This is a genomic window from Gracilibacillus alcaliphilus, from assembly GCF_016909015.1.
Lineage (GTDB): Bacteria > Bacillota > Bacilli > Bacillales > Amphibacillaceae > Gracilibacillus > Gracilibacillus alcaliphilus.
Genome location: NZ_JAFBFA010000011.1, coordinates 83462 through 106583 on the forward strand (window position 1 = coordinate 83462; position 23122 = coordinate 106583).

General features: G+C 38.0%; 22 protein-coding genes. 15 read left to right on the top strand and 7 right to left on the bottom strand.

The annotated features are described in order from the left end of the window. Nucleotides 1–248: 248 nt before the first annotated feature. The 7 genes from JOD18_RS10315 (at nt 249) to JOD18_RS10345 (ending at nt 9955) form a co-directional block, all read left to right on the top strand. On the top strand, nt 249–1790 hold the full coding sequence (locus tag JOD18_RS10315; RefSeq protein WP_204668943.1) for a response regulator transcription factor: 1542 nt from the start codon (nt 249–251) through the stop codon (nt 1788–1790). Nucleotides 1791–2223: 433 nt separating this feature from the next. Further along, nucleotides 2224–2931, top strand: coding sequence for a YesL family protein (locus JOD18_RS10320; protein WP_204668944.1), 708 nt, complete (start codon nt 2224–2226; stop codon nt 2929–2931). Nucleotides 2932–2949: 18 nt separating this feature from the next. Further along, complete coding sequence (locus tag JOD18_RS10325; RefSeq protein ID WP_239588050.1) at nt 2950–4713, top strand: sensor histidine kinase; 1764 nt, start codon at nt 2950–2952, stop codon at nt 4711–4713. 434 nt (nt 4714–5147) lie between these two features. Then, on the top strand, nt 5148–6800 hold the full coding sequence (locus JOD18_RS10330; protein WP_204668945.1) for an extracellular solute-binding protein: 1653 nt from the start codon (nt 5148–5150) through the stop codon (nt 6798–6800). Nucleotides 6801–6923: 123 nt separating this feature from the next. Next, nucleotides 6924–7898 carry an ABC transporter permease gene (locus tag JOD18_RS10335; protein WP_204668992.1) on the top strand — a complete coding sequence of 325 codons (975 nt, stop codon included), beginning with the start codon at nt 6924–6926 and terminating at the stop codon, nt 7896–7898. Between the two features lie 13 nt (nt 7899–7911). Next, complete coding sequence (locus JOD18_RS10340) at nt 7912–8832, top strand: carbohydrate ABC transporter permease (protein ID WP_204668946.1); 921 nt, start codon at nt 7912–7914, stop codon at nt 8830–8832. A 142-nt stretch (nt 8833–8974) separates the two neighbouring features. Further along, complete coding sequence (locus tag JOD18_RS10345) at nt 8975–9955, top strand: endo-1,4-beta-xylanase (protein ID WP_204668947.1); 981 nt, start codon at nt 8975–8977, stop codon at nt 9953–9955. A gap of 224 nt (nt 9956–10179) precedes the next feature. Here the strand turns inward: JOD18_RS10345 and JOD18_RS10350 are convergent, their stop codons facing one another. Further along, nucleotides 10180–10746, bottom strand: coding sequence for a TetR/AcrR family transcriptional regulator (locus JOD18_RS10350; protein ID WP_204668948.1), 567 nt, complete (start codon nt 10744–10746; stop codon nt 10180–10182). Between the two features lie 163 nt (nt 10747–10909). On the opposite strand from JOD18_RS10350, the gene JOD18_RS10355 reads away from it, so the two are divergent. Next, nucleotides 10910–11836, top strand: coding sequence for a DsbA family protein (locus JOD18_RS10355; protein WP_204668949.1), 927 nt, complete (start codon nt 10910–10912; stop codon nt 11834–11836). Nucleotides 11837–11851: 15 nt separating this feature from the next. Further along, nucleotides 11852–12157 (top strand): monooxygenase, encoded by a 306-nt coding sequence (locus JOD18_RS10360; protein ID WP_204668950.1) that lies wholly within the window; start codon nt 11852–11854, stop codon nt 12155–12157. Nucleotides 12158–12265: 108 nt separating this feature from the next. Here JOD18_RS10360 and gdhA read toward each other — a convergent pair whose 3' ends face one another. Then, complete coding sequence (gene gdhA / locus JOD18_RS10365; RefSeq protein WP_204668951.1) at nt 12266–13618, bottom strand: NADP-specific glutamate dehydrogenase; 1353 nt, start codon at nt 13616–13618, stop codon at nt 12266–12268. Nucleotides 13619–13874: 256 nt separating this feature from the next. Continuing rightward, nucleotides 13875–15131: an MFS transporter gene (locus JOD18_RS10370; protein ID WP_204668952.1), complete on the bottom strand. Its 1257-nt coding sequence runs from the start codon at nt 15129–15131 to the stop codon at nt 13875–13877. 115 nt (nt 15132–15246) lie between these two features. Here JOD18_RS10370 and JOD18_RS10375 point away from each other — a divergent pair, with 115 nt between their 5' ends. Beyond that, nucleotides 15247–15612 carry a hypothetical protein gene (locus JOD18_RS10375; protein WP_204668953.1) on the top strand — a complete coding sequence of 122 codons (366 nt, stop codon included), beginning with the start codon at nt 15247–15249 and terminating at the stop codon, nt 15610–15612. Between the two features lie 153 nt (nt 15613–15765). On the opposite strand, the gene JOD18_RS10380 is transcribed toward JOD18_RS10375, so the two are convergent. Beyond that, entirely contained in the window at nt 15766–16029 is a 264-nt protein-coding gene (locus tag JOD18_RS10380; protein ID WP_204668954.1) for a hypothetical protein, read from the bottom strand. Between the two features lie 473 nt (nt 16030–16502). Next, the gene (locus JOD18_RS10385; protein WP_204668955.1) at nt 16503–17318 is read right to left on the bottom strand and encodes a DUF2268 domain-containing putative Zn-dependent protease; all 816 of its coding nucleotides are present in this window, start codon (nt 17316–17318) and stop codon (nt 16503–16505) included. A gap of 141 nt (nt 17319–17459) precedes the next feature. Here JOD18_RS10385 and JOD18_RS10390 point away from each other — a divergent pair, with 141 nt between their 5' ends. Both JOD18_RS10390 and JOD18_RS10395 read left to right on the top strand, forming a co-directional pair. Beyond that, a complete protein-coding gene (locus tag JOD18_RS10390) occupies nt 17460–17957 on the top strand; it encodes an Lrp/AsnC family transcriptional regulator (protein WP_239588051.1) in 498 nt (165 codons plus the stop codon). Further along, the gene (locus JOD18_RS10395; RefSeq protein ID WP_204668957.1) at nt 17954–19120 is read left to right on the top strand and encodes an aminotransferase; all 1167 of its coding nucleotides are present in this window, start codon (nt 17954–17956) and stop codon (nt 19118–19120) included. Before JOD18_RS10390 ends, JOD18_RS10395 begins: the two co-directional genes overlap by 4 nt. A 198-nt stretch (nt 19121–19318) precedes the next feature. Here JOD18_RS10395 and JOD18_RS10400 read toward each other — a convergent pair whose 3' ends face one another. After that, nucleotides 19319–19606, bottom strand: a complete 288-nt coding sequence (locus JOD18_RS10400; RefSeq protein ID WP_204668958.1) for a HesB/YadR/YfhF family protein — start codon at nt 19604–19606, stop codon at nt 19319–19321. Nucleotides 19607–19817: 211 nt separating this feature from the next. Here JOD18_RS10400 and JOD18_RS10405 point away from each other — a divergent pair, with 211 nt between their 5' ends. Next, nucleotides 19818–20138 (top strand): MerR family transcriptional regulator, encoded by a 321-nt coding sequence (locus JOD18_RS10405; protein ID WP_204668959.1) that lies wholly within the window; start codon nt 19818–19820, stop codon nt 20136–20138. Between the two features lie 13 nt (nt 20139–20151). Here the strand turns inward: JOD18_RS10405 and JOD18_RS10410 are convergent, their stop codons facing one another. Continuing rightward, the gene (locus JOD18_RS10410; protein ID WP_204668960.1) at nt 20152–20376 is read right to left on the bottom strand and encodes a Fur-regulated basic protein FbpA; all 225 of its coding nucleotides are present in this window, start codon (nt 20374–20376) and stop codon (nt 20152–20154) included. A gap of 499 nt (nt 20377–20875) precedes the next feature. Between JOD18_RS10410 and JOD18_RS10415 the strand changes: the two genes are divergently transcribed. Further along, nucleotides 20876–21688 (top strand): glycosyltransferase family 2 protein, encoded by an 813-nt coding sequence (locus JOD18_RS10415; RefSeq protein WP_204668961.1) that lies wholly within the window; start codon nt 20876–20878, stop codon nt 21686–21688. A 7-nt stretch (nt 21689–21695) separates the two neighbouring features. Beyond that, nucleotides 21696–23030, top strand: a complete 1335-nt coding sequence (locus JOD18_RS10420) for an MATE family efflux transporter (RefSeq protein WP_204668962.1) — start codon at nt 21696–21698, stop codon at nt 23028–23030. Nucleotides 23031–23122 lie beyond the last annotated feature (92 nt).

Sequence of the window (23122 nt, forward strand, 5' to 3'; positions counted from 1 at the left end):
ATTTCTTGCTGTTATTAATTGGTTGACTCTGCCCCTTTCAACTTGTAGCTAAAAAAACTCCATTAAGTTTATTAAGCAACATAATGGTTGGGTGTGTTTATATAAAAGCCTCTTGACAGATACCTTAGTGCAATGATTGAATTAAGTGTAGACTGAAACCGAGAATTTATATGTCTTATGATAAAATGGACAACAATGAAAAAAACTAGAGATGATTTGGAGACGCTTACAAAAAGGAGAGAGGTATCTTGAATCGAATTGTCTTGGTTGATGATGAACAATTTGTTAGACAGGGGATTATGACATTAATCGATTGGTCGAAAATAAATTATCAGGTCGTTGGGGAGGCAAGTAATGGAGAAGATGCAGTAGAGATTATCCTAAAGCAAGAACCTGATGTTGTTCTCACAGATATCCGCATGCCTGTATTTGATGGATTAAAGCTCATCCAACAAGTGAAAAAGCAAGCTTCAAAGGTGCCTAAGTTTATTATAATTAGTGGTTATAGCGATTTTGAATACGCTCAACAAGCAGTTCGTTTAGGTGTTACTGATTTCATTTTAAAGCCGATTGACAAGCAAGAACTAGAAACAGTTCTGCTAGATTTAACAACTATTATGGCACAAGCTAAAATACAGGAACAAGTAAGCCAGCGTTTTGTGAATTATCATCTTTATCAACGAATTATCATCAATGGTGAACCTCCTACTCCACAAGAATTAATTAAAATCACACGTTCAGAAAATAAATTCAATTGTTATCTAATTATTGATACTGGTGATCATAAAGAGAACGACATGATTGATGAAAGCATAATGAAAGTATTGATTGATTTTTTTGAGGATGAAAATATTTTTTTCCATCCTATCGAAAAGGAAGGTTTTGGTGTGCTGCTTGAAGAAAAACATCTTCCAAATCATTTTGATCAATTATCTTGGCTGTTAGAACGGCTGAGAAATTATATAACTCAGCAATTGGACAAGCGTATCTTTATCTTTGCTGGAAAGCTTGGACAATCATTGGAAGGGATTCGTTATTCCTATCGCACAGCAATGATTGCCAGCGCAAGACGATATGTACAATTGGATCAATCCACATTAATTTATGATGAAAACCTTGAAAGGCTGAGTCAATTAAATAAACCATTAAATTATCACATCATTCGGAAGTTAATTGAAAACATCGAGGAAAATAAGAAAGAAGAAATCGAAAAACAAATAGATCATTGGGCGGCAGAAGTTCAATCCATCGCTTTGTCTCTTGAGGGTGTGCGGTTGTTTATCTATAGATTAGAAAAGGAAGTAGAAGCTTTGATCCATGAAACAGCCGGAGAGGAACTAACTGTTGATATCAATTCAATTGCACATTCTGCATGGAGAAAACTAACGTTAAGAGAATTAAGCCAGCTAATGAAGTATTATGCATTACAGACAAGTGATAGTCTGGCAAAGTTAAACAAAGAAAAATATCGAGGTGATATATATAAGATTAAGCACTACATTAATAAGCATTATCATGAAAATCTGACATTAAAAGAAATAGCTAATGAATTCTTCATGAATCCTGTTTACTTAGGACAATTATTCAAAAAAACGTATGGGATTTATTTTAAGGATTATCTTCTGCAGGTTAGAATTGAGAAGGCAAAGAAGGTACTTAGACAAAGTGATATGCGAATTTATGAAGTAGCAGAGAAAGTTGGTTTTGGAAGTCCAGACTACTTTGTCACTCAATTTGAGAAAAAAGTGGGACTAACCCCGTCCAAATATCGGCAGCGAATGAATGAATAAGAGCTGAGTAAGTTACAATGTCTGATGAATCAAGCTGAAGAGATATCAATTACAAAACTAATCTGGTGAAAAGGAAAAGTTTTTAAGAGGATATTCAAAAAGCCCAATAAAAATGACACATTGAATGTCGGAGTTGGCGATGGAGGAACTTCTACTAAGATCACCCACATCGTGTGGGTAACGCAGCAGTCAACAATTCCTGTTCAAGCCCGCTGCTCAAAGCTGCACCGCCTTGAACTTTCGAGGTACAGGACGTACTAGTATCAGTGTTGCAACACGATGTTGTGAATTTAACCAATGATGGTCCTTTTTATCGACCTTTTGAACACACACTTCCAGCTTTATTTTTTAAAATAACTCCTATACTTCTTATGTTTGAAAGCGTTTTATTATATGGTATAGTGAATACGATATAAAGGAGGGAAATGGTTATATGAATAACAATTACGGATTTATTTCAACACGTTTCTATAGAATAATGGAATGGATATGGCGTTTAGCTTATCTAAATATACTATGGATATTTTTCACGCTTATAGGTTTGGGAGTTTTCGGTGTTTTCCCAGCTACGGCCTCGATATATGCGGTGAACCGCAAGTGGCTGCTTGGAGATTCAGAAATACCTATCTTCAAGGTTTTTTGGACATCTTTCAAAGAAAATTTCTTCAAAGCTAATATGTTAGGAATAACGCTGGTAGTAATCGGATATGTATTATATTTCAATGTTAATTATTTGTCCGTTAGTTCTGGAATGGAGCATACATTGTTGTCAGGCTTTTTTTATATTACAGTGGTATGTTACTTTTTTCTTTTGTGTTATTTATTTCCCATATTCGTTCATTTTGAACTTACATTTTTTCGCTATTTTATGGTTGCCATTATCATTCCTTTTACAACCCCTTTTACGTTAATTTCAACTCTTGTCAGTCTGGCTATTGCTTTGTACATGTTATATCTATTTCCAGGTCTCATTCCCTTTTTTGCAGTGAGTGTACTGAGCTGGTTAATTATGTGGAATAGCACACATGCTTTTAGACGAATTGAAAATAAGAAAAGGCGGATCAATAATAATGAAGAATCCTTTTTATCAAAAATAAGGGTAATGACCAAAAAATTTTTTTCAACTCATCAAACACGCTAGTGTATGGGCTGAATCAATATGATGAAGCAGCTTATACATTCATTTAATGATTTAAGGATAAGAAATAAATTTTTAATTGTTTATTTTTTATCTGTTTTTATACCAATTGTAGGTTCTAATTTAATTTTTTATCATATGAGCACAGAGCGATTTCTAGAACAAAAGCGAATCGATATCAATCTTGTCGTAGATCAGGCACAGGAGGAATTTGCAAGATTGACAGATCAAGTAATGGGGCTAGCAACAAGTATGTATTTAGATACAAGTATGTATGAATTCCTGGATTATCATTATGAGAGTGATATTGAATATTTGGAAACGTATAATCTCCTAATGAGGCCGCTTCGAGGAACTTTCCCGCTATATAATACGGTACAAGATATCACTTTTTACACCGATAATACTTCCGTCATCTATACGGGTGGTGTTCAAATGCTAGATGATAAACAGAGACAATCAGATTGGTACCAAAGGTTAACACGGAATAAAGAGCCTTTTATTCAGTTTGACAATTCAAGAATAGGAGATATTCATTTAGCTTTGTATCACCAAATGGATTATTATGGTATCTATAATCAGTACGAAAAAATTGTGAGAGTGAATATAGATTCCTTATCTGTAAGACAAATTTTTAATAAAGTCACTTTACAAGGAGATTTTTATCTGCTTGATGAGACTGACCACATTATCTATTCCAATGACGATGAAATAGACTGGAAAAATGAGTTACCGTTGTTTCAGAATGTGAAGATTAGTTCTGATGATATTGTTGTCAGAAGAGGTCTGGGTGATAAATATCTTAATGGCTGGACGATCATCGCTGTGGTTGATTCAGCCGTATTTACCAAAGAACAAATTGAATCCAGCAGACACATTATCATACTGAGTATCATCAATTTCATCTTACCCACTATGTTGATTGTATATATATCAAGATCTTTTAATGTCCGTTTAAATAAAATCTTACGACACAGCAAAAAAATTGAAAAGGAAAACTTTGAAGAGTACCCACATATTAAATCTAATGATGAAATTGGTCAATTAGCAGGGCAAATTAACCGTATGACCAGAAGAATAAATGTGTTATTTAATGAAGTATATAAGACAAACCTTGAGAAAAAAGATTTAGCTTTAAAAGAAAAGCAATCACAGCTCAGTGCGTTACAAAGTCAAATTAATCCGCATTTTCTTTTTAATGCATTGGAAACCATCAGAATGAGAAGTGTAATCAAAGGTGAGAATGAAACTGCAAAAATTATTGAGGATATGGCAGGTATTTTTCGTAATGCACTCACCTGGGGAAAAGACTGGGTAGAAGTCAAAGATGAAGTTCATTTAATTAGAGCATTTTTAGAAATTCAGAAATACCGATTTGGAGGAAAACTAATTTTTGATATCTCTGTTGAAGAGGATGTTTTGGATTGTAAAATACCGAATCTGTCCATTCTTCCGTTCGTTGAAAATGCTAGTATTCATGGGATTGAAGCAATTAAAGGGCAAGGTCGCATTACGATTGGGATTACCTCCCTCTCTTCTTTTCTTGAAATTGTAATTTCTGATAATGGAGTTGGAATGAGTCAAACCGAAGTGGATCATATCATGAACAAACTGGAAACTAATCATGAAATAGGCGAAAGTGTCGGGGTACAGAATGTATATTATCGTTTAAAGCTTTATTATAAGGATAACTTTGATTTTGTTATCATCTCAACTCTAGGAAAAGGAACGATGATTAAGATACTCCTGCCTATGTCAAAGAAAAGGTATGATAGCAAATCATAGAACAGAATGATATATTCATTTTTTTGGCAGTAATGTCCATAAGATATGATAGTAATAGGATAGAAAAAGTGGAGTAGTTACGCTTTAGCGTGGCTGCTCCATTGTGCTTATGCAAAAATTAGCGCTGTGTAACTAGCTGTAAGCCTCCCGCTTCGAAAAATAAGGGAACCTGTCATGTCTAAGTGGAAGAAACACCAGCCAGTAACGGCTCGCTTGATTCAACTAAGAGGAAATGGACTAAATCTGCGAAGCCTGCACTAGCACACCATGTGCGGTGAAACCCACTGAACGAATTTATACTTTATTTTGGAATCTAAATTTATTTAGGAATTGCCTATAGTTTAGTATGGTGATCTTATTAAATGTAAGCGCTATAATTGAAATGCTTACAATATTGGGAGCGAGTTACATGAAATGAAAGGGGGAGTTAACAAATGAATGGTAAGAAGGGGTTTTTATCTATCTTGTTGGTCGCTGTGTTATTAATGATAACCGCTTGTGTTGGCGAAGAAGAGGATACGGCTGCTGATAGTGACGATGGTGTAACTTATCATTACTTTATTGGTGGATCAGGAAGAGATGTAAATACTAATGAGACGGTAATTGGAAAAATATTTGAAGAGGAAACAGGTGTGAATTTTCAAGTGGAACACTTAGTAGGTGATCTTAATGAGCGAATTGGTGTCATGCTGGCAGGCGGTACCTATCCAGATGTAGTTGTAGCAGCAGGCACAGAAGACCAACTAGTTGATGCAGGTGCTTTTATTCCATTAAATGATTTATTAGAAGAGCATGGTCAGAATATTTTAGAAATGTATGGTGAATACCTTGACCGATTTACGTATCCAGACGGGAATATATATTACATTCCATTTGGAGCAGAAATTAATGAATATCAACCAATGGCTAATATTGATCAAGGCGCATTTTGGATTCGAAAAGGAGTGCTCAAGGAATATGGTTTTCCAGAGTTGACAACCATTGAAGAGTATTTCGACCTTATTAAACGTTATGCAGATGAGTATCCGGAAATCGATGGCATGAGGACAATTCCATTTACAGGAATTGGACATGATCAGGGGTTTTTTAGAATTTCGAATGCACCTAACCATTTAGCCGGTTTTCCAAATGATGGCGGCGTTATGGTTGATATGGAAACACATGAGGCAACCGTGTATGGAGACTCTGAATATGCCAAACGTTATTTGCGAATGTTAAATGAATTAAATGCAGAAGGTTATCTGGATCAAGAAATGTTTGTGATGAATGACGATGATTATTTGGCTAAGCTTTCATCGGGCAGTGTACTAGGATTCTTTGATTACGGCTGGGCCTTTGCTGATGCAAGAAATGCTCTTGAAGAAGCTGGAGAGCCAGATAATGAGTTTATGGCTTTGCCAATTGTGATGGATGAAGGAATAAAAGATCAATATATTGATCCACCAGCATTTGTTCAAAATCGAGGAACAGGGATAACGGTCAATGCGGAAAATCCTGAGCGTATTGTTCAATATTGGGATAATATGATCAAAGAAGAAAATCAGCGTCTCATTATGTGGGGAATAGAGGGTGAACATTATGAAGTGGATGATAATGGACGATTCTATCGAACACAAGAACAAATAGACCTTGTACGTCCGCAAAAGTTCCAAGAGGAATTTGGCATGTCGGTATTTTCGTGGGATTGGCCAAGAATTAACGGAACATTCTCTGATGGAAATGCTATTGAGCCAAGAAGACAACCTGAAGTGGCTTCCATGGAATATCGCGAATCAGATCATGAGTATTTAGAAGCATATGGAATTGAAACTTTTTCGGAATTATTCTCACTTCCGGATGAACGTCCATGGTATCCAGCTTGGAGTGCGAACGTAGCGCCTGGATCTGCAGTAGATATTTTCTCTGAAGAGTCTGATCAGGTATTAAAACGACATTATCCAAGAATTGTATTGTCCGATCCGGCTGATTTTGAGGCAGAATGGGAAGATTTTGTAGAGGCATACCGATCACTTAATGTGGAAGAATATGAAGCATTTTTTACTAGAACGGTTGAAGAGCGTATAAATGGTAACTGGCAATTTGAGTAGCGTCTGATCAGATGACTAGGTTATGGCAGCATTAAGTTGCCATAACCATCATTTATGACAGTGTAATCAGCATTTCTAGCATCATTCAAATATAGGTAAGGGGGGAAGCTTTTGTCACAATCAATGAACCCTGTAGAGGCAGAGAAAGAATATAAGGCTCGTAATAAATATAAAGCTAAAAGAGGCCTAAGGTATTTTTTTCGAAAATGCAAGGAACAAAAAGAATTACTATTTATGAGTGTACCATTTTTAATTTGGTTATTTATTTTTAAGTATATACCACTTGGCGGCTGGGTGATGGCTTTTCAAGATTTCAAACCAGCGAAGGGTTTTTTTGAGCAGGAATGGGCTGGGTTGGACAACTTCCGATTTTTGTTTGGAAATGAACGTTTTTTTGAAATTATGAGAAATACACTTGCAATGAGTATTATCAATCTTGTACTGGGTTTTGTAACAGCCATTGCATTAGCCATTCTATTAAATGAATTAAGGAATATTGCATTTAAACGAATTGTGCAGACAATTAGCTATATGCCGCACTTCCTATCATGGGTTGTGGTAGCAGGTCTTGTATCAACAGCCTTAGCAATGGAAGATGGTATTGTTAATACAATCTTACTTCACTTAGGAATCATTGACTCGCCAATTATGTGGCTGGGAGTAGCTCACTATTTTTGGGGGATTATTGGAGCCTCGGATGTTTGGAAGAGTGTTGGATGGAATTCTATTATCTATTTAGCAGCCATGACGATGATTAACCAAGAACAATATGAAGCTGCAGAGATTGATGGAGCCAAAAGGATACAAAGAATTCTGTACATTACCTTGCCAGGGATCAAACCGGTTTTTGTTATTTTATTGATTATGAATATTGGTTACATTCTAGAATCTGGTTTTGAAGCTCAATACTTGTTAATGAATTCAATGAATATGGACTATGCGGAAAATCTAGATATTTATGTTTTGAGATACGGTATATCCATGGCAGACTTCTCATTAGCTACAGCAGCCGGTATGTTTAAAACCATTATCAGTTTTATTTTCCTGTTTGGGGCGAATAAAATAGCAGAAAAGCTTGGAGAAGCAAGATTATTTTAAAGGGGGGAGTGGAATGGGTGTAATAAGAAAAATAGTTGGAAAACGAAGAGGTGTTGATGATTTAATCTTTGATACAATCAATGTTACCTTTATGTTATTATTGGTAGTTGTCATGTTATATCCTATGTTAAATACACTTGCGATTTCCTTAAATGAGGCTACTGATACAGTAAGAGGTGGACTGCATATTCTTCCACGTTCCTTTACCACCTACAATTACGCTCATGTTTTTAATGAAGCGCAAATTATTCAAGCAGGGATTATTTCTGTACTTAGAACAGTTGTTGGAACTGGGTTAGGAGTTTTCGCTTCGGCTATGGTTGCTTATACGATTTCGAGACCGCATTTCTTTTTAAAAAAATTTATTACATTAGCCTTTGTATTAACAATGTATATGAATGCAGGATTAATACCAACGTACTTACTGAATCGTGAACTAGGATTAATTGGTTCATTCTGGGTCTATATTATTCCTGGATTGATAGGTGTTTTTAATTTAATCGTCATTCGTTCCTTTATTGAAGGTTTACCTGAAACCATATTTGAATCGGCTCGAATGGATGGAGCTGGAGAGTTTGTTCAATTCTTTCGTATTGCATTGCCGTTAGCTGTACCAGTGATTGCAACAGTTTCACTTTTTGTGGCTGTTGGTCAGTGGAACCAATGGTTTGATGTATTTATTTATAATTCCTCTATTCCAGAGTTAAGCACATTACAGTATGAGCTGATGAAAGTGTTACAAAGTACCAATACTTCTGGAGGAAGTGCAGCCGATTCTTTTTCACGATCTTTAGGCGGACAGGTAGAGGTCGTTACACCACAATCCATTCGTGCTGCTATGACAGTCGTTGTGTCCATCCCTATCATCATGGTTTATCCATTCCTGCAAAAGTATTTCGTTAAAGGATTAACATTAGGTGGGGTAAAAGGCTGAAAGGTGGTTCATTATCACACTCTAAAAGAAGCAATATACAGTTGGCAGTTAATCTTTCATCGTATATGTTGAAATTTGATAAATGATTTAATACCAGTTTGTTCATATCTCAATCCAAATGCTTGAAAAGGTGGTTTAAAAAATGAAAACACTTAAAGAGCGATTCAAGCAACAATTTTTAATAGGAGCAGCAGTAAATGGAAATATCATGAAAGAGAATCAAGATTTGTTGAAAATGCATTATAATTCTATAACCGCAGAGAATGAAATGAAATTTGAGGAAATTTGTCCAGAGCCAGGTCTTTATAACTTTGAGCTTCCAGATCAGTTTTTAGCTTTTGCAGAAGAGCACGGTATAGGGATGCGAGGTCATACACTTGTATGGCATAATCAAACACCAGCTTGGTTTTTTATGGATGATGAAGGAAATGACGTTAGCAGGGAGGAGTTATTAAAGCGTCTTCATTCCCATATAAATACAGTAGTGAAGCGTTATAGAGGGCGTGTGTATGCATGGGATGTAGTTAATGAGGCTGTATCGGACCATGGTGAAGAGGTATATCGTCCGTCAAAATGGACGGAAATTATTGGTGAGGATTTTCTGGATTATGCATTTCAATATGCCCATGAGGCAGATCCAAATGCTTTACTTTTTTATAATGATTATAATGAAACGAATCCAGTCAAACGGGAAAAGATCTATCGTCTAGTTAAAGGGATGCTGGCACGTAATGTACCAATCCATGGTATTGGTTTACAGGCTCATTGGAGTCTGTATCATCCGGCTTACGAAGAAATCGAAGAGGCATTGAAGCGTTATAGTGAGCTTGGATTAACATTACATATTACGGAAATGGATGTTTCTGTTTATGCATTTGATGATAAGCGGACTGATCTGGTTAAACCTACAGAAGAAATGCTCCATTTGCAAGCAGAACGCTATGAACATTTCTTTAAGTTATTTGAAGCGTATGCTGAGAATATTTCGGCGGTAACCTTTTGGGGTGTTACTGATAATTACACATGGCTAAACAATTTTCCAGTAAAAGGGCGAAAAAATTGGCCGTTTTTGTTTGATGCCAATGCTGTACCTAAGCCGGCATTTTATCGTGTTATCAAATAAATAAAATCCTTCTCGCAGTTAGTTTGGCCATGGTTTAACAGACCTAACCGAGCTATTGGCAGTTCTGTTACTTGAACGGAGATAATTTGTCAGAATATACGGGAGTTCGAACAGAATTGAAATAGCAGAGCTAAAGGAATCTAAGGTATATCTATATCACCTTTTGACGGTAAATACCTTAGATTTTTTGCTGTTATCAATTGTTGGATGGACAGTATTTGTATTTATGCCTGTTTACCGTTTAAACCCGAAATAATATAAGGAATAGCAGAGTGAATAAACGCTTCTGGGGTTATCTTCTCACTATTTCTGCTCCATTCTACAGAAGCTCCATAAATGCCCCAGCTTAATATGGCAGCCATCACCTCTAGTCCTTGTTTCTCTTGTGACGGATGTTGATTAGATAGTAGTTTATAGAAAATAACTTCAAGTTGTTCTCTGATAATACGGGCAATGGTATCCTCATATCCTCTGTGACAACGGTTGGATAAGGACTGTTGAAAGGTAGTAATCGCAAGAAGTAGAGAGGTGATCGTTTCCTCATCTACTATTTTTGCTTGATAATCATCACCATCCAACTTGATGAGCAGTACTTCTGATAAGGATTTTTCTAATAAATCGTAGATATCTTCAAAATGATAATAAAAAGTAGCGCGGTTAATCATAGCTTCGGTTGTAATATCTTTTATCGTAATATCTTTAAATTCTTTTTTTTCAGAGAGTTGGATAAAAGAATCCATAATTAATTTGCGAGTGCGCAGAACTCGAGGGTCTGTTTTTGATCGCGTCATGCTAATCCCTCCTACTTTTTCAACAGATTTAGATATGTGTTGTATAAGCAACGAATCAACTAAATTATTGGTGTTTTCTACTTTTATTATGCCTTAAAATTTGATTATAAGGCAACTAAAAAAGAAAACTTGATGATAAGGATACAGGAATGGAGGAAGTAAATTGAGTAATAATAATATGATTTGTGATTTGGAGACAGGCCTATGTGGGCCGGGAGAATCAGAGGGGATCGAATGGATTGACTTAAATCAGCCAGAGAAGAAGGTTACGCTCTATTATGTAACAGACCCGATTTGTTCTCATTGCTGGGCAGTAGAGCCGGTTCTGCGTCGTTTTATCGAACAGTATGGTGATTATTTCCGTTTTCAGCCGGTTGTGGGGGGATTATTAGAAAAATGGCATGATGGCCCCATTGATCCGACAAATGGAATTTATAAACCTGCTGATGTGGTAGGTCATTGGAGAGAAGTTGGCAGTCATTCCAGGATGCCGATTGATGGATCATTAATGGTTGATAATCCTGTCCAATCCTCTTATCCGCCTTCACGTGTATTTAAAATTGTCCAGAAGAATCATTCAGAGGCATTGGCATTGGAATATTTACGTCGTGCAAGAGAGACGCTGTTTGTTTTTAATCAAAATATTGCTGAAAAAGTCATTATGATTGATATCGTAAATCAACTTGGATTGGATGGCGAAGCAGTGATCAAGGAAGCAGAAACACCGTTAGGACAGCAATTGCTGCATGAAGATTTTGAATTGGTAAGGAGTTTAGGAGTAAGAGGTTTCCCAACCATTGTTATGGTTAATGAGGAAAATAAGGGAGTAAAAATTGTAGGCGGCCGCCCGCTTGAATATTATGTCAATGGTCTCAAACAGGTAGTGGACACCGAAACAGTGAACGCGAAACAGCAGCCGCAGCTTGCTGATTTATTAAAGCGAGAAAAACTGTTATTTTCCAAAGAAATTGAAGTGATGTATGATCTGGAGCCAGCCGCTATGCATGCATTTATAGAGAAAGAACTTTCGGCGGATCAGTACCAAGCAAACGAAATATTGGGAGAACATTATTTCGTAACGACAAAATAGGTAAGGAGAATGGATATGGCTTATGTATTACAAATCGATTTTTCAATGAATGGACCGTTTGGTGATGAAATGGCGGCGGAATTCGCTGATTTAGCAAAAAGCATTAATGAAGAACCAGGATTTCTGTGGAAAGTATGGACAGAAAATCCGGAAACAAAAGAAGCAGGTGGCATTTATTTATTTGAATCGAAGGAAACAGCGGCACATTACCTAGAGATGCATACTAAGCGTTTAGCTGGTTTTGGAATCACGGACAGCAATGCCAAAATTTTTGCGGTTAACTTGCCTCTTACGGCCATCACGAAAGGGCCAATACAGTAGTCGTTAGCAGGTGACATGTTAGATTATCTTACAAACCAACCTACAAAAAGCTGTTGCACAATGTAACATGTACATTGTGCAACAGCTCCTTTGGTTGGATTTATATCATTAAATAACGCCTTGAGCGATCATAACATCTGCAACTTTACGGAAACCAGCGATGTTAGCACCTACTACTAGGTTGCCGGGGTGACCGTATTTTTCAGCGTTGTCAACACTGTTTTTGTAGATGTTGGCCATAATATTTTGAAGTTTTTCGTCTACTTCTTCGAAGGTCCATGCAAGACGTGCACTGTTTTGAGCCATTTCTAGAGCAGAAACGGCTACTCCTCCTGCATTAGCGGCCTTGGCCGGACCGAATAGTACGCCGTTGTCTAAGAATACATCGATCGCGTCTAAAGTTGACGGCATATTAGCTCCTTCGCCGACAGCTTTTACGCCATTAGATACTAATGTCTTGGCTGCTTCTTCGTTTAATTCATTTTGTGTGGCGCAAGGTAAGGCAATATCACAAGGAATCGACCAGATTCCGCCGTCTTCTGTCTTGAATTCTGCCTCAGGGTGTTCATTTACATATTCTTTAATACGTTTGCGCTCTACTTCTTTAAGACGTTTCACTGTCTCTAGGTTAATACCATTTTTATCATAAATATAACCGTTGGAATCACTGCAAGCAACGACTTTGGCACCTAGTTCAGTGGCCTTTTCAATAGCATAGATAGACACGTTGCCTGATCCAGATACTACAACTGTTTTACCTTCAAAGCTGTCATTTTGGTCTTTAAGCATTTCATTCACGAAATACACTGTACCATAACCAGTAGCTTCTGTACGAGTTAAACTGCCGCCGAAATCAAGGCCTTTACCAGTTAATACACCTGCTTCGTAGCCACCGCGCATTTTCTTATATTGTCCGAATAAATAACCTATTTCACGAGCGCCTACACCGATATCCCCAGCTGGTACATCTGTGTCAGGGCCGATATGTTTAGATAATTCGCTCATAAAGCTTTGGCAGAAACGCATAATTTCGTTGTCTGATTTTCCTTTAGGATCAAAATCAGAACCACCTTTACCGCCGCCAATAGGCTGACCGGTTAAAGAATTTTTGAAAATTTGTTCAAAACCTAAGAATTTAATAATACTTGCATTAACAGACGGGTGGAAACGAAGTCCACCTTTATATGGTCCGATTGCGCTGTTAAATTGTACACGGAACCCACGGTTTACACGAACTTTTCCTTCATCATCTACCCAAGGAACGCGGAAAGAAATAATTCGTTCTGGTTCTACCATTCTTTCTAAGATATTATGTTCTATATAAACAGGATCTTGTTCAAAAATTGGTACTAAAGAGTCAAAAATCTCTTTTACTGCTTGATGAAATTCTGTTTCGCCGGGATTACGTTTTTTAACTATTTCAAAGACGTCATTTACATATTGTTTTGCAGAAGTAGTCATATTATAATTGCTCTCTCCCTGTTGTATTATTTTTTGTTAGAAGTTGTTCAAAAAGTTCAATAAAAATGATATATCGAACTTTTTGAACACTCACTTATATATTAAGCATAAGCGTGACACCGAAAAATAAAGGTTGTCAGATTATCTTCAATTGTATTGTCAGATAATCTCCGTTACTGCTAATTCTATAATATTCAATCGTTCTTAACAATGCTTATATTAGATACAATTAATCTCGTTATGAGATAAATGGGAATTATATGTTAAGTTTTTTGTCGGAAGGAACGAAGTGTAGGATAACTAATCCAGCAATAAACAGCCCGATTAAGCTTAATATCCCTGCGTTGGATTTACCGGTGATTTGTGCTGTTACTGCTAGTAATAACGGACCGCTTACAGAGGCGAATTTTCCGAAAATATTGTAAAAGCCAAAAAATTCGTTAGAGTTTTGTTTAGGAATTAATTTAGCGAAATAAGATCTGCTTAATGCCTGAATCCCGCCTTGAGAAGAGGCTACCAACATAGCCAAAATCCAAAAATCAAGGGCAGTCTGCAGGAAATAACCATAGGCACAGATGATGATATACACGAAAATTCCAATGTTTAACATGAATTTGGCAGAATAACGCTCTGCCAGTTTTCCGTACAATACCGAGAAGGGGGCGGCGACGATTTGAGTGGCCAGCAGAACGATTAATAAAGTAGTGGCAGTTAAACCGACATCTGTTCCGTAAGCCGTAGACATGGAAATAATCGTTCCCACTCCATCAATATAAAAGAAGTAGGCGAGCAAAAAGATACTAACGTATTTATACTGTTTAATATGTTTCAGAGTGTGCCATAGACGTTTGAAACTTTGGCGGATGGGCTGTGAATCACGAGGAAGATAATGTACTTGTCTAACGTGTTTCATCAACGGCAGAGCGAAAACTCCCCACCATAAACAGGTAATCAAAAAAGCGATTTTACTGGCTGTTACGCTGGAAATAGGAAGGATTGCTTGTTGAGCCAATAAAATAATGGTAATGCTTAAAACAAATGGTATGGCACTTCCGATATAACCAAGTCCATATCCTCTGGAAGATACATCATTCATTCGTTTATCATCGGTGACATCCACAAGAAAGGCGTCGTAAAACAAGTTTGCTCCCGTAGATCCAAGGGAAGCTAACGTGAAGAAAATCAGTAATAACAGCCATTCACCCTCAGGTACAAAAATGAGCGCAAAAGTAGAAAAAATCCCTAAGCCCATAAAGCTGATAAAGAACTTCTTCTTTAGTCCTTGATAGTCCGCAATCGTACCTAAAACAGGCCCTATCATCGCCAGGATAAATGTGAATATAGCGATTGTATAACCGAGATAAGCAGTAGAATCCACACTGGAAATCCCTGCTTCACTGGCCTGTGCTTTATAATAGATAGGGAAAATGGCTGTAGTAACGATAACAGAAAATGCCGAACTTCCCCAGTCATAGAACATCCAACTTTTTTCACGTACACTGAACGATTTCATCCAATCCCTCCCTTATTTCTATTGTACTTCTTTGGCTGTGAAAAGATAGAGAAAGTTTATTTTTCTTGGAATAGGGTAAATTATAGTTAACACTTTAAAAGGGAAGTGAATCATTATGTATAAATCAGTTCAAGCTTTCTTTAAATCAGAAAATGATGCAGAAAAAGCAAGGGCGGCTCTAAATGGTCTCAAAACTAACCATATCTTGGTAGATACGCTTCCGGAGGATTCAGAAACATTGTTATTAAGTCCATTAGGATATACGCGTGATGCTTCTTCAAGCATAGGTCCGATGGGGACAGCTGGTCCAGCTTCAGGTGGCATCCTGCCTGTCTTTGATCGGATTAGTGAAGAAACTGATGATGAAGAGCCGCGGGGCTATATGGTTGATTTTGAGGTGGATGAGGAAGATTTTCAAGAAGCATTGAGGGTTTTGATGGAAAATGATGGGTATGTGAATAGGAATAGGTTTGGAAGTTAAATAATCAGTTATCTGAGTCTTTGTCAGATGGAAAGGGATACTGATATGGAGAATTTATGAAAAGGACTACCATGGGGACTAGGTGATTGGTAGTCCTTTGCTTGTTTTAGTGGTTGGTAGTGTATATCGACTTGTGACCGCAGAAAACGGATGTTACCAAAAGAAAAATGGCAAAAAGGCTATCGAGGCGATGGCACCTAATGCAATGCCTAATCCAAATCCACTTCCAAACCCAAAGCCGCCATAACCATAGTAACCTTGACCATATCCTCCTAAGTTTCGAGGTGAACCGAGAGGATCGATAAAGACTCTAGAACGGTTGACATGCTTAATAACACCTCGATGAACTTCACCGCTGCGTGTAACTATCTTTACAGGGTGCCCGATGTGTTGTTTACAGAATTCATAATGGGACATAACTGGACAACTCCTTTCCTTTGTCTCTCCTGATATGTGTATGACAGACATGGAGAGGCGCTTGGATATTTGTTTAGCCTTATAGTAAAATAGTGGAATGCCCCTATCTATAAGAAGTTGTTCAAAAAGCCCAATAAAAATGCCGCATCGAATGTCTGCGTTGGCAATAGGGGAACTTCTACTAAAACTATCCACATCATGTGGACAACGCAGAAGTCAACACCTCCTGTGCAAGTCCGCTACTCACGTATTAAAGGCATATGCTCCGGTCCTTGGAAAAGGAGATCGCTTTTCCGGCGTACAAGATCGTCTCCTTGAAAAAGAAAATCACTTTTTCTACGTGTAAGCCCATTTGCTCAAACCGGTGCCGCCTTGAACTTTCGACGTATAGGACGAACTAGTATCGAGGTTGCAACACGATGTTGCAAACTTAACCGATGATGGTCCTTTTTATCGACCTTTTTGAAGACATTTTATAATCCAACTTGCTGCAAGATGTCCTGATTTGCTATTTGAATGAGTTCTCCGGTGGATAACGTTTTTTCTTCCATAAAACGATGGATCAAATGGAAACCAATGACATAACCAATATTTTTAGGTGTCCCACGCCGTCCGTACATAATGATATTATGCTGTGGGTGGTCTCTTGTTAATTCTTGAGTTGGACTGATCCATTTTTGCCACAGTCGTTGAAATTCGTTATCGCTTAGGACAGTCAAACGTTTATTGCCATAAGTTTCCCCAAGATATTTCCTAACTAACCACTCGGCAATTCCCTCCAAGATAACCGCATCCAGAACGGTATATTCACTTTCCTTTTTCGAAAAATGATTCAATCGGCAGATATGGCTGTATTCATGGATGATGAGTGCTAGGATTTCGCCATTGGAGGCCTCTTTTTGCAAGAACAGCAATAATTTGTCAGGGTAGCTTAACCCTGCGTTGCTGTTATACCATTGTTTGAACTCCTTGGCTTCTTCGTTAGAGGGGAGGATAAATACATCGGTATCAGGTCCTGACCACATCTGTTGGCATTTTACAAGTGCCTTCTGCACTTTTTGATGGAACGGTTGTTTTAACCACTCTACAATTTGGTCTGTCTCGGTATGAGGGGCAAACATCCCGTGATTTAACAAATGTTGTTGGATAGCGGCAGCATCTCCAGAGGTAAAATAAGGAACTAAACGTTCGCAAATAATACGTTGCTGTAACAAAATATCATCTTGTTTATCTTTTTTTCTTTGATCCATCCATTCCATTAACCATTTATTGGTTGAATGAATTCGCATATTTTTTTCCCTCTTTTCCTTATTATGCGTGTGTGATTGTAGTTTAAATTATCAATGAATTGTAGTATGATTAACTATTAGTAAGTAGTATTTTATTCGTTGTATATAATGTATACACAACATCTAAAGAAGGTGAAGGAATTGAAGCAAAAGGAAATCGAATTATTGAAATTGTTAGAGAAAAATGGACGAATTGATAACGATACGATTAGTAAAATGTTAGATTTAGAAGTTGCACAAGTGGAAGAAATGATTGAACGCTTAGAAAAAGAACATGTAATTATTGGTTACTCCACTTTAGTCGATTGGTCTAATGTCTATGATGATGAAGGTGTTGCAGCTTTAATCGATGTAAAAGTAACCCCTGTACGCGGTTTAGGTTTTGATAAAATTGCTTCCCGTATTTACCGCTTCCCTGAGGTGAAGGCTGTTTATTTAATGTCAGGTTCTTATGATTTAAGTGTTTCTGTTGAAGGAAAAACGATGATGGAAGTCAGTCGTTTTGTGTCAGAGAAACTGTCTACTTTAGATACGGTATTATCCACCACTACTCACTTTATTTTAAAGAAATATAAGCATGACGGTATTATTTTCGATGATGGCGATGACAAAGATAAACGAATTATGGTGAGTCCATGAGTTCTGAATTTTTAGCGCAGCATGTGGAGGCATTGAAGCCGTCCGGAATTCGTAAGTTCTTTGATCTCGCATCGAAAATGGATAATGTCATTTCTCTAGGAGTAGGGGAACCTGATTTTGTTACACCGTGGAATGTGATTGAAGCAAGTTATCACTCATTAGAACAGGGTTATACCGCATATACAGCAAATGCTGGATTGATTGAATTAAGAGAAGAGATCAGCCACTATCTACAGGAAACATTCTCTCTCCATTATCATCCAGAAACACAAATTCTTGTAACGGTAGGTGCCAGCCAGGCGATTGACCTGTCATTACGAGCTATTTTGAACCCGGGAGAAGAAGTAATTGTTGTAGAGCCGTGTTTTGTATCTTACGGCCCAGCTGTATCATTGGCAGGTGGAGTGCCGGTCTCTGTCAGTGCTACACCAGAAAATGAATTCAAGATAACACCGGAACAGATTGAAGCAGCAATAACCCCTCGTACCAAGGCGATTATTCTCTGCAGTCCGAATAATCCAACCGGGGCCGTTCTAAGCAAAAAAGACTTGGAAGGTATTGCTGAGGTTGTGCAGAGACATAATCTGATGGTATTATCGGACGAAATCTATGCAGAATTAGCCTATGATGAAATAGCTTCCAGTATTGCTGTACTGGAAGGGATGGATAAGCATACAATTGTTATCTCTGGGTTTTCGAAGTCATTTGCGATGACAGGCTGGCGTTTAGGATATGTGGCTGCACCGGCTGAACTGATTGCCGCCATGACGAAGATTCATCAGTATACGATCATGTCTGCTCCGACCATGGCACAACACGGTGCACTGGAAGCCTTGCGAAATGGCAATGACAGTGTCATAGAAATGAGAGAAAGCTACCGTCAGCGCCGGAATTTTGTGGTGAAGGCATTAAATGAAATGGGTTTAACTTGCCATTTACCTGGAGGGGCTTTCTATGTATTCCCATCAATTAAAGCGACGGGAATGCTGTCAGAAGAATTTGCTCAGAGGCTGTTGGAAGAACAACGAGTAGCTGTTGTTCCAGGCCATGTCTTTGGGGAGAGTGGAGAAGGCTATATCCGCTGTTCCTATGCTGCTTCGATTAAGCAATTGAAAGAAGCGATGGACAGGCTGGCGCGGTTTGTAACAGAACATCGGCTATAACTAAGGCAGCCGTCAGTGGGAACCCTGTCATTCATAGATAAGTCAGGCTGGCAGGATAATTACATCTTCGAGACGTCTTGAAGTACAGGTGGCGAACTATTGCATCAGTATAAAGAAATTCCTTTATGAAATAGAAAGGAGCTGCCAGCATAAGGCAGCTCCTTTTTAAATGGAAGTATATCTGCGACCAGAAATAAGTTACTTAATAATATATTCTATTTCATCAAATTTGCGTGAATATTTAATGTGGAAATCTTTATTATCAAAGTACCATAGATCTGAATCCTCAACAAAGAACGTAATCCCTTCGTCTGTCACTTCTGCACCGGGGTTATTAGGGGTGTTTTTTTCTAAGGCTAGTGAAAAGCCTTTATGAACACCGCCAAATCCGCCGTAACGGGCAAAGAAGCGAACGGCTTCACCCTCTGTCAGATGCAGTTCTTCGATAAACCACTTGGCAGCAGGTTTTGTAATAGACATCTTCATATCCTAAATCCCCTTTTTTGAACATCCTCTTATATATTCTATCATAACGAATTCATGTAAGTTAAGCCAGCTCTAGAATAAAAGCAACAATAAATCGTCAATAACAAAAATACATGTTAGATAATATGACATCACTATGGAATATATTGCTCTGTTTGTGTATAATTTAAGTTAAGTAAATTAACATCAAATGGGATGGGTGAGCTGCATAATGGCAGAACAAGCTTCTTATAAATATAGAAAAGTTATTACGATAGGAATAGTCAGTGAATTAACAGGCTTATCAGAAAGACAAATTCGTTATTATGAGGAACGAAAACTCGTATTTCCGGAGAGATCAGTAACAGGGAATCGAAAATATTCGTTTGAAGATGTAGAATTATTAATCGATATTGCAACGAAGCGCGAGGAAGGTGTTCAAACCTATGAAATTAGGCAGGATATGATTCGTGCGAAAAAGAAACAAAAGCTGCGGAGTCCATTATTAAGAGGTGAAATCAACGCACGTTTTGGAATTCAAAAAGATAGGTGAAAAGACGAGAAACCTACTGAAAATCCAGTTTCTCGTCTTTCTGAAGAGGTCTATACCTTAAGAATTTTAATGCATAATCTTTGTCAAATTCCAAACAAAAATGTTCATAGTCATGCACGATCTCACTGATAGGTTTTTGATATAAGTCAGTATTGCCTCTCTCTACAATACCTTGAGCCATTAATTGTTCAATCAGATATACTTTTTGCAGTTCGACTGCTTCTCTTAAAAATGCCATTTAGTAACACCTCCTTCAGTTCTCTGTGATGTTGCCGTCATGTAACTTAGCCTCTGTCGTGAAAAATGTATGGTTTAGTAGTGTACGTATGTTAAGCATGTGCTTTTTTTGTTGGGAGCTTGCGTTCTGTATAGATGGCTAATGAAACGAATTAGTGTGCGAACGCCAGATATTCCTGCCGGTTTTTTTGCAGCAAAAGGAAGATCTTAGGGTGATTGCCATTGTCATAAAAGTATTTCCATATTTGTTATATGTTATACATGGATATTCCATGTGAATATCCAACTATTGTAAAGATGTTGTTGTCATTTTGTAACACTTCATAGGAGTCATATTATTCCATTAGCCCCGTTTAGACGGGGTTTTCAAGCATCCTGACTTCCATCAGCAGGACACTCCGGCTGATGGAAGTCTTGTTTTATGATATGATGTTGTAATGTTAATGACTTGGCGAATGTGTAAGTATGAACGTTCACATAAAAATGGAAGGGGAATTAATATGTTTCAACCGACAGTATCTATTATTGTTACTACATATAATCGGCGGTACGAGCTAGCGGAATTATTTGCATCTTTAGCGGCTCAGACCTATCAGGATTTCGAAGTAATTATTGTGAATGATGCAGGTGAGCCGGTAGAGGATGTAGTAGCCTTATATCCTGAACTTTCTTGCCATTTGATCCATCTCACAGAGAACCATTATCATGTATATGCTCGTAATTGCGCTTTAAAGCACGTCCGAGGCAAATTTATTTTATTAATGGATGATGATGATTTGTTGTTGCCAACTCATTTAGAGGTAATGACAGCTGAACTGCAGGATTCCGACCTTGTTTACTCTGATGTTGAAATTGTGAATTATCGGGAATCACATGGCCACAGAATACCGGTAAGTCATCAATTATTTGCCTATCACGGCGAGTTAACGGATATGAGAAAGTTCTCGACTTTTGTTCCTTCCGGCAGTTTGTATCGTGCTACCATCCATCAGGAAATTGGTGATTTTGATGAAGCGGTCCGAAATTATTGGGATTGGGATTTTTTCTTGCGGACAGCCGAACGATTTCATGTAAAAAGAGTACCCATTGCTAGTGTGCTATACGCCTTTTCAGAAGAGGGAAACAATCAATCGAAACAAACGGACCGCATGCGCAACTATCTTGATCGTTTATCTGCAAAACATAATCTGGGGGAACTTCCTACGATGAATTTTCGTTTGTTACTAGAAGAACCGGAAATGAAACGACGTCAGGCATGGAGTAAACGGATTTGGGACGGAGAATCAATGCCTGAAACCAGATTAAAGGAGTAGGTATGGTTTGAATAAACAAAGAGATTTCACGGAAGGGAATATTTGGCGGGATTTAATCTTTTTTTCTTGGCCAATCATGCTGGCACAATTATTGCAGGTATCTTATCAGTTTGTTGACAGCCTATGGATAGGAAACTTATTAGGCGCCAATGCCTTAGGTGCGGTCAATGTGGCCAGTGTTGTTATTTTTACAGTGCTCTCTTTTATTCTCGGGATCAATAATACGACGTTAACTATTCTCTCTCAACAAAAGGGAAGAGGGGATGAGGCGGGAATAGCCAGATATATCAATGCATTTGCTGTGACCTTAACTGCCTTAGGGTTAGTAGTGGGAATAGTGGGCTTTTTATTTGCCAAAACCATTATACAGCTATTAGGAACTCCGGCTGCTATGGTGGGAGAGGCTACTGTCTATTTACAAATAAATACAGTCGGGATTTTGCTCCTAATTGGATATAATTTTATCAGTACGGTGCTTAGGGCGGTAGGTGACAGTAAATCGCCCTTGCGGTTTATTGGGTTAGCTGTTGTGTTAAATATTATACTTGATCCTCTCTTTATATCTTTTTTTGACTTAGGTGTGCAAGGTGCAGCGTTTGCTACTATTTTGTCGCAAGGTTTTTCATTTATTTATGGTGTTTATTATGTGATTAAACATCAATTAATTGCCTTGAAATGGCCGACATTACCAGCTTGGTCTGAGGTGAAATTAATCTTGAATTTAGGGATTCCATCGGGCTTGCAGATGGCTGTGATTTCTGCTGGATCTGCTGCTATTATGAGTGTTGTGACGGCACATGGTGAAGCGGCCGTGGCCGGATATAGTGCGGCACAGCGCTTGGACAGCATATTTATGCTGCCGGCACATGCCTTAGGGGCGACTGTTAATAGTATGGCCGGACAGAATATTGGCGTTGGTAAATGGGAACGTGTAAAGCAAATTGCGCTGTATGGTGTGGTATATAATACGCTGATTATGGTTGTGATTATGTTTTCGCTGATCTTTTTTGCAGAGAATGGCATTCGGCTGTTTATCCAAGAACAGGCTGCGGTTCAATTTGGAGCGGATTACTTGTTCATTGTGGCTTTTTTTTATCCATTTTTGGGTGTGAATTTTATCCTGAATGGTATAGTACGAGCAGCAGGAGCAATGTATCAGGTACTGATCTTGAATCTGTTATCTTTCTGGGCGCTGCGTTATCCGTTAACTTACCTTTTCTCCAAGTGGCTGGGAGAAGTGGGAATTGGTTATGGAATTGGGGTTAGTTTTGTGATCAGCAGTGGACTGGCCTTCTTGTATTATCGGTTTGGAAAATGGAAGAATAAACGCATCTTTTCATAAGGAAAAAGCCTTGTGAAAGGTGCTTCCTTGTGTTTGTAATCGCTTTATTGTAGTATTTAAATAAAGCTAGGATGTTACGTCTGTTAAACATT

Excerpts from the sequence above, each read along its gene's own strand:
- JOD18_RS10335 (WP_204668992.1), top strand. The coding sequence starts at position 6,924 with ATGAACCCTGTAGAGGCAGAGAAAGAATATAAGGCTCGTAATAAATAT.
- JOD18_RS10400 (WP_204668958.1), bottom strand. The coding sequence starts at position 19,606 with ATGAAGATGTCTATTACAAAACCTGCTGCCAAGTGGTTTATCGAAGAA.
- gdhA (WP_204668951.1), bottom strand. The coding sequence starts at position 13,618 with ATGACTACTTCTGCAAAACAATATGTAAATGACGTCTTTGAAATAGTT.
- JOD18_RS10410 (WP_204668960.1), bottom strand. The coding sequence starts at position 20,376 with ATGGCATTTTTAAGAGAAGCAGTCGAACTGCAAAAAGTATATCTGATT.
- JOD18_RS10320 (WP_204668944.1), top strand. The coding sequence starts at position 2,224 with ATGAATAACAATTACGGATTTATTTCAACACGTTTCTATAGAATAATG.
- JOD18_RS10350 (WP_204668948.1), bottom strand. The coding sequence starts at position 10,746 with ATGACGCGATCAAAAACAGACCCTCGAGTTCTGCGCACTCGCAAATTA.
- JOD18_RS10360 (WP_204668950.1), top strand. The coding sequence starts at position 11,852 with ATGGCTTATGTATTACAAATCGATTTTTCAATGAATGGACCGTTTGGT.
- JOD18_RS10340 (WP_204668946.1), top strand. The coding sequence starts at position 7,912 with ATGGGTGTAATAAGAAAAATAGTTGGAAAACGAAGAGGTGTTGATGAT.
- JOD18_RS10330 (WP_204668945.1), top strand. The coding sequence starts at position 5,148 with ATGAATGGTAAGAAGGGGTTTTTATCTATCTTGTTGGTCGCTGTGTTA.
- JOD18_RS10415 (WP_204668961.1), top strand. The coding sequence starts at position 20,876 with ATGTTTCAACCGACAGTATCTATTATTGTTACTACATATAATCGGCGG.
- JOD18_RS10385 (WP_204668955.1), bottom strand. The coding sequence starts at position 17,318 with ATGCGAATTCATTCAACCAATAAATGGTTAATGGAATGGATGGATCAA.
- JOD18_RS10370 (WP_204668952.1), bottom strand. The coding sequence starts at position 15,131 with ATGAAATCGTTCAGTGTACGTGAAAAAAGTTGGATGTTCTATGACTGG.
- JOD18_RS10345 (WP_204668947.1), top strand. The coding sequence starts at position 8,975 with ATGAAAACACTTAAAGAGCGATTCAAGCAACAATTTTTAATAGGAGCA.
- JOD18_RS10380 (WP_204668954.1), bottom strand. The coding sequence starts at position 16,029 with ATGTCCCATTATGAATTCTGTAAACAACACATCGGGCACCCTGTAAAG.
- JOD18_RS10395 (WP_204668957.1), top strand. The coding sequence starts at position 17,954 with ATGAGTTCTGAATTTTTAGCGCAGCATGTGGAGGCATTGAAGCCGTCC.
- JOD18_RS10375 (WP_204668953.1), top strand. The coding sequence starts at position 15,247 with ATGTATAAATCAGTTCAAGCTTTCTTTAAATCAGAAAATGATGCAGAA.
- JOD18_RS10405 (WP_204668959.1), top strand. The coding sequence starts at position 19,818 with ATGGCAGAACAAGCTTCTTATAAATATAGAAAAGTTATTACGATAGGA.
- JOD18_RS10325 (WP_239588050.1), top strand. The coding sequence starts at position 2,950 with ATGATGAAGCAGCTTATACATTCATTTAATGATTTAAGGATAAGAAAT.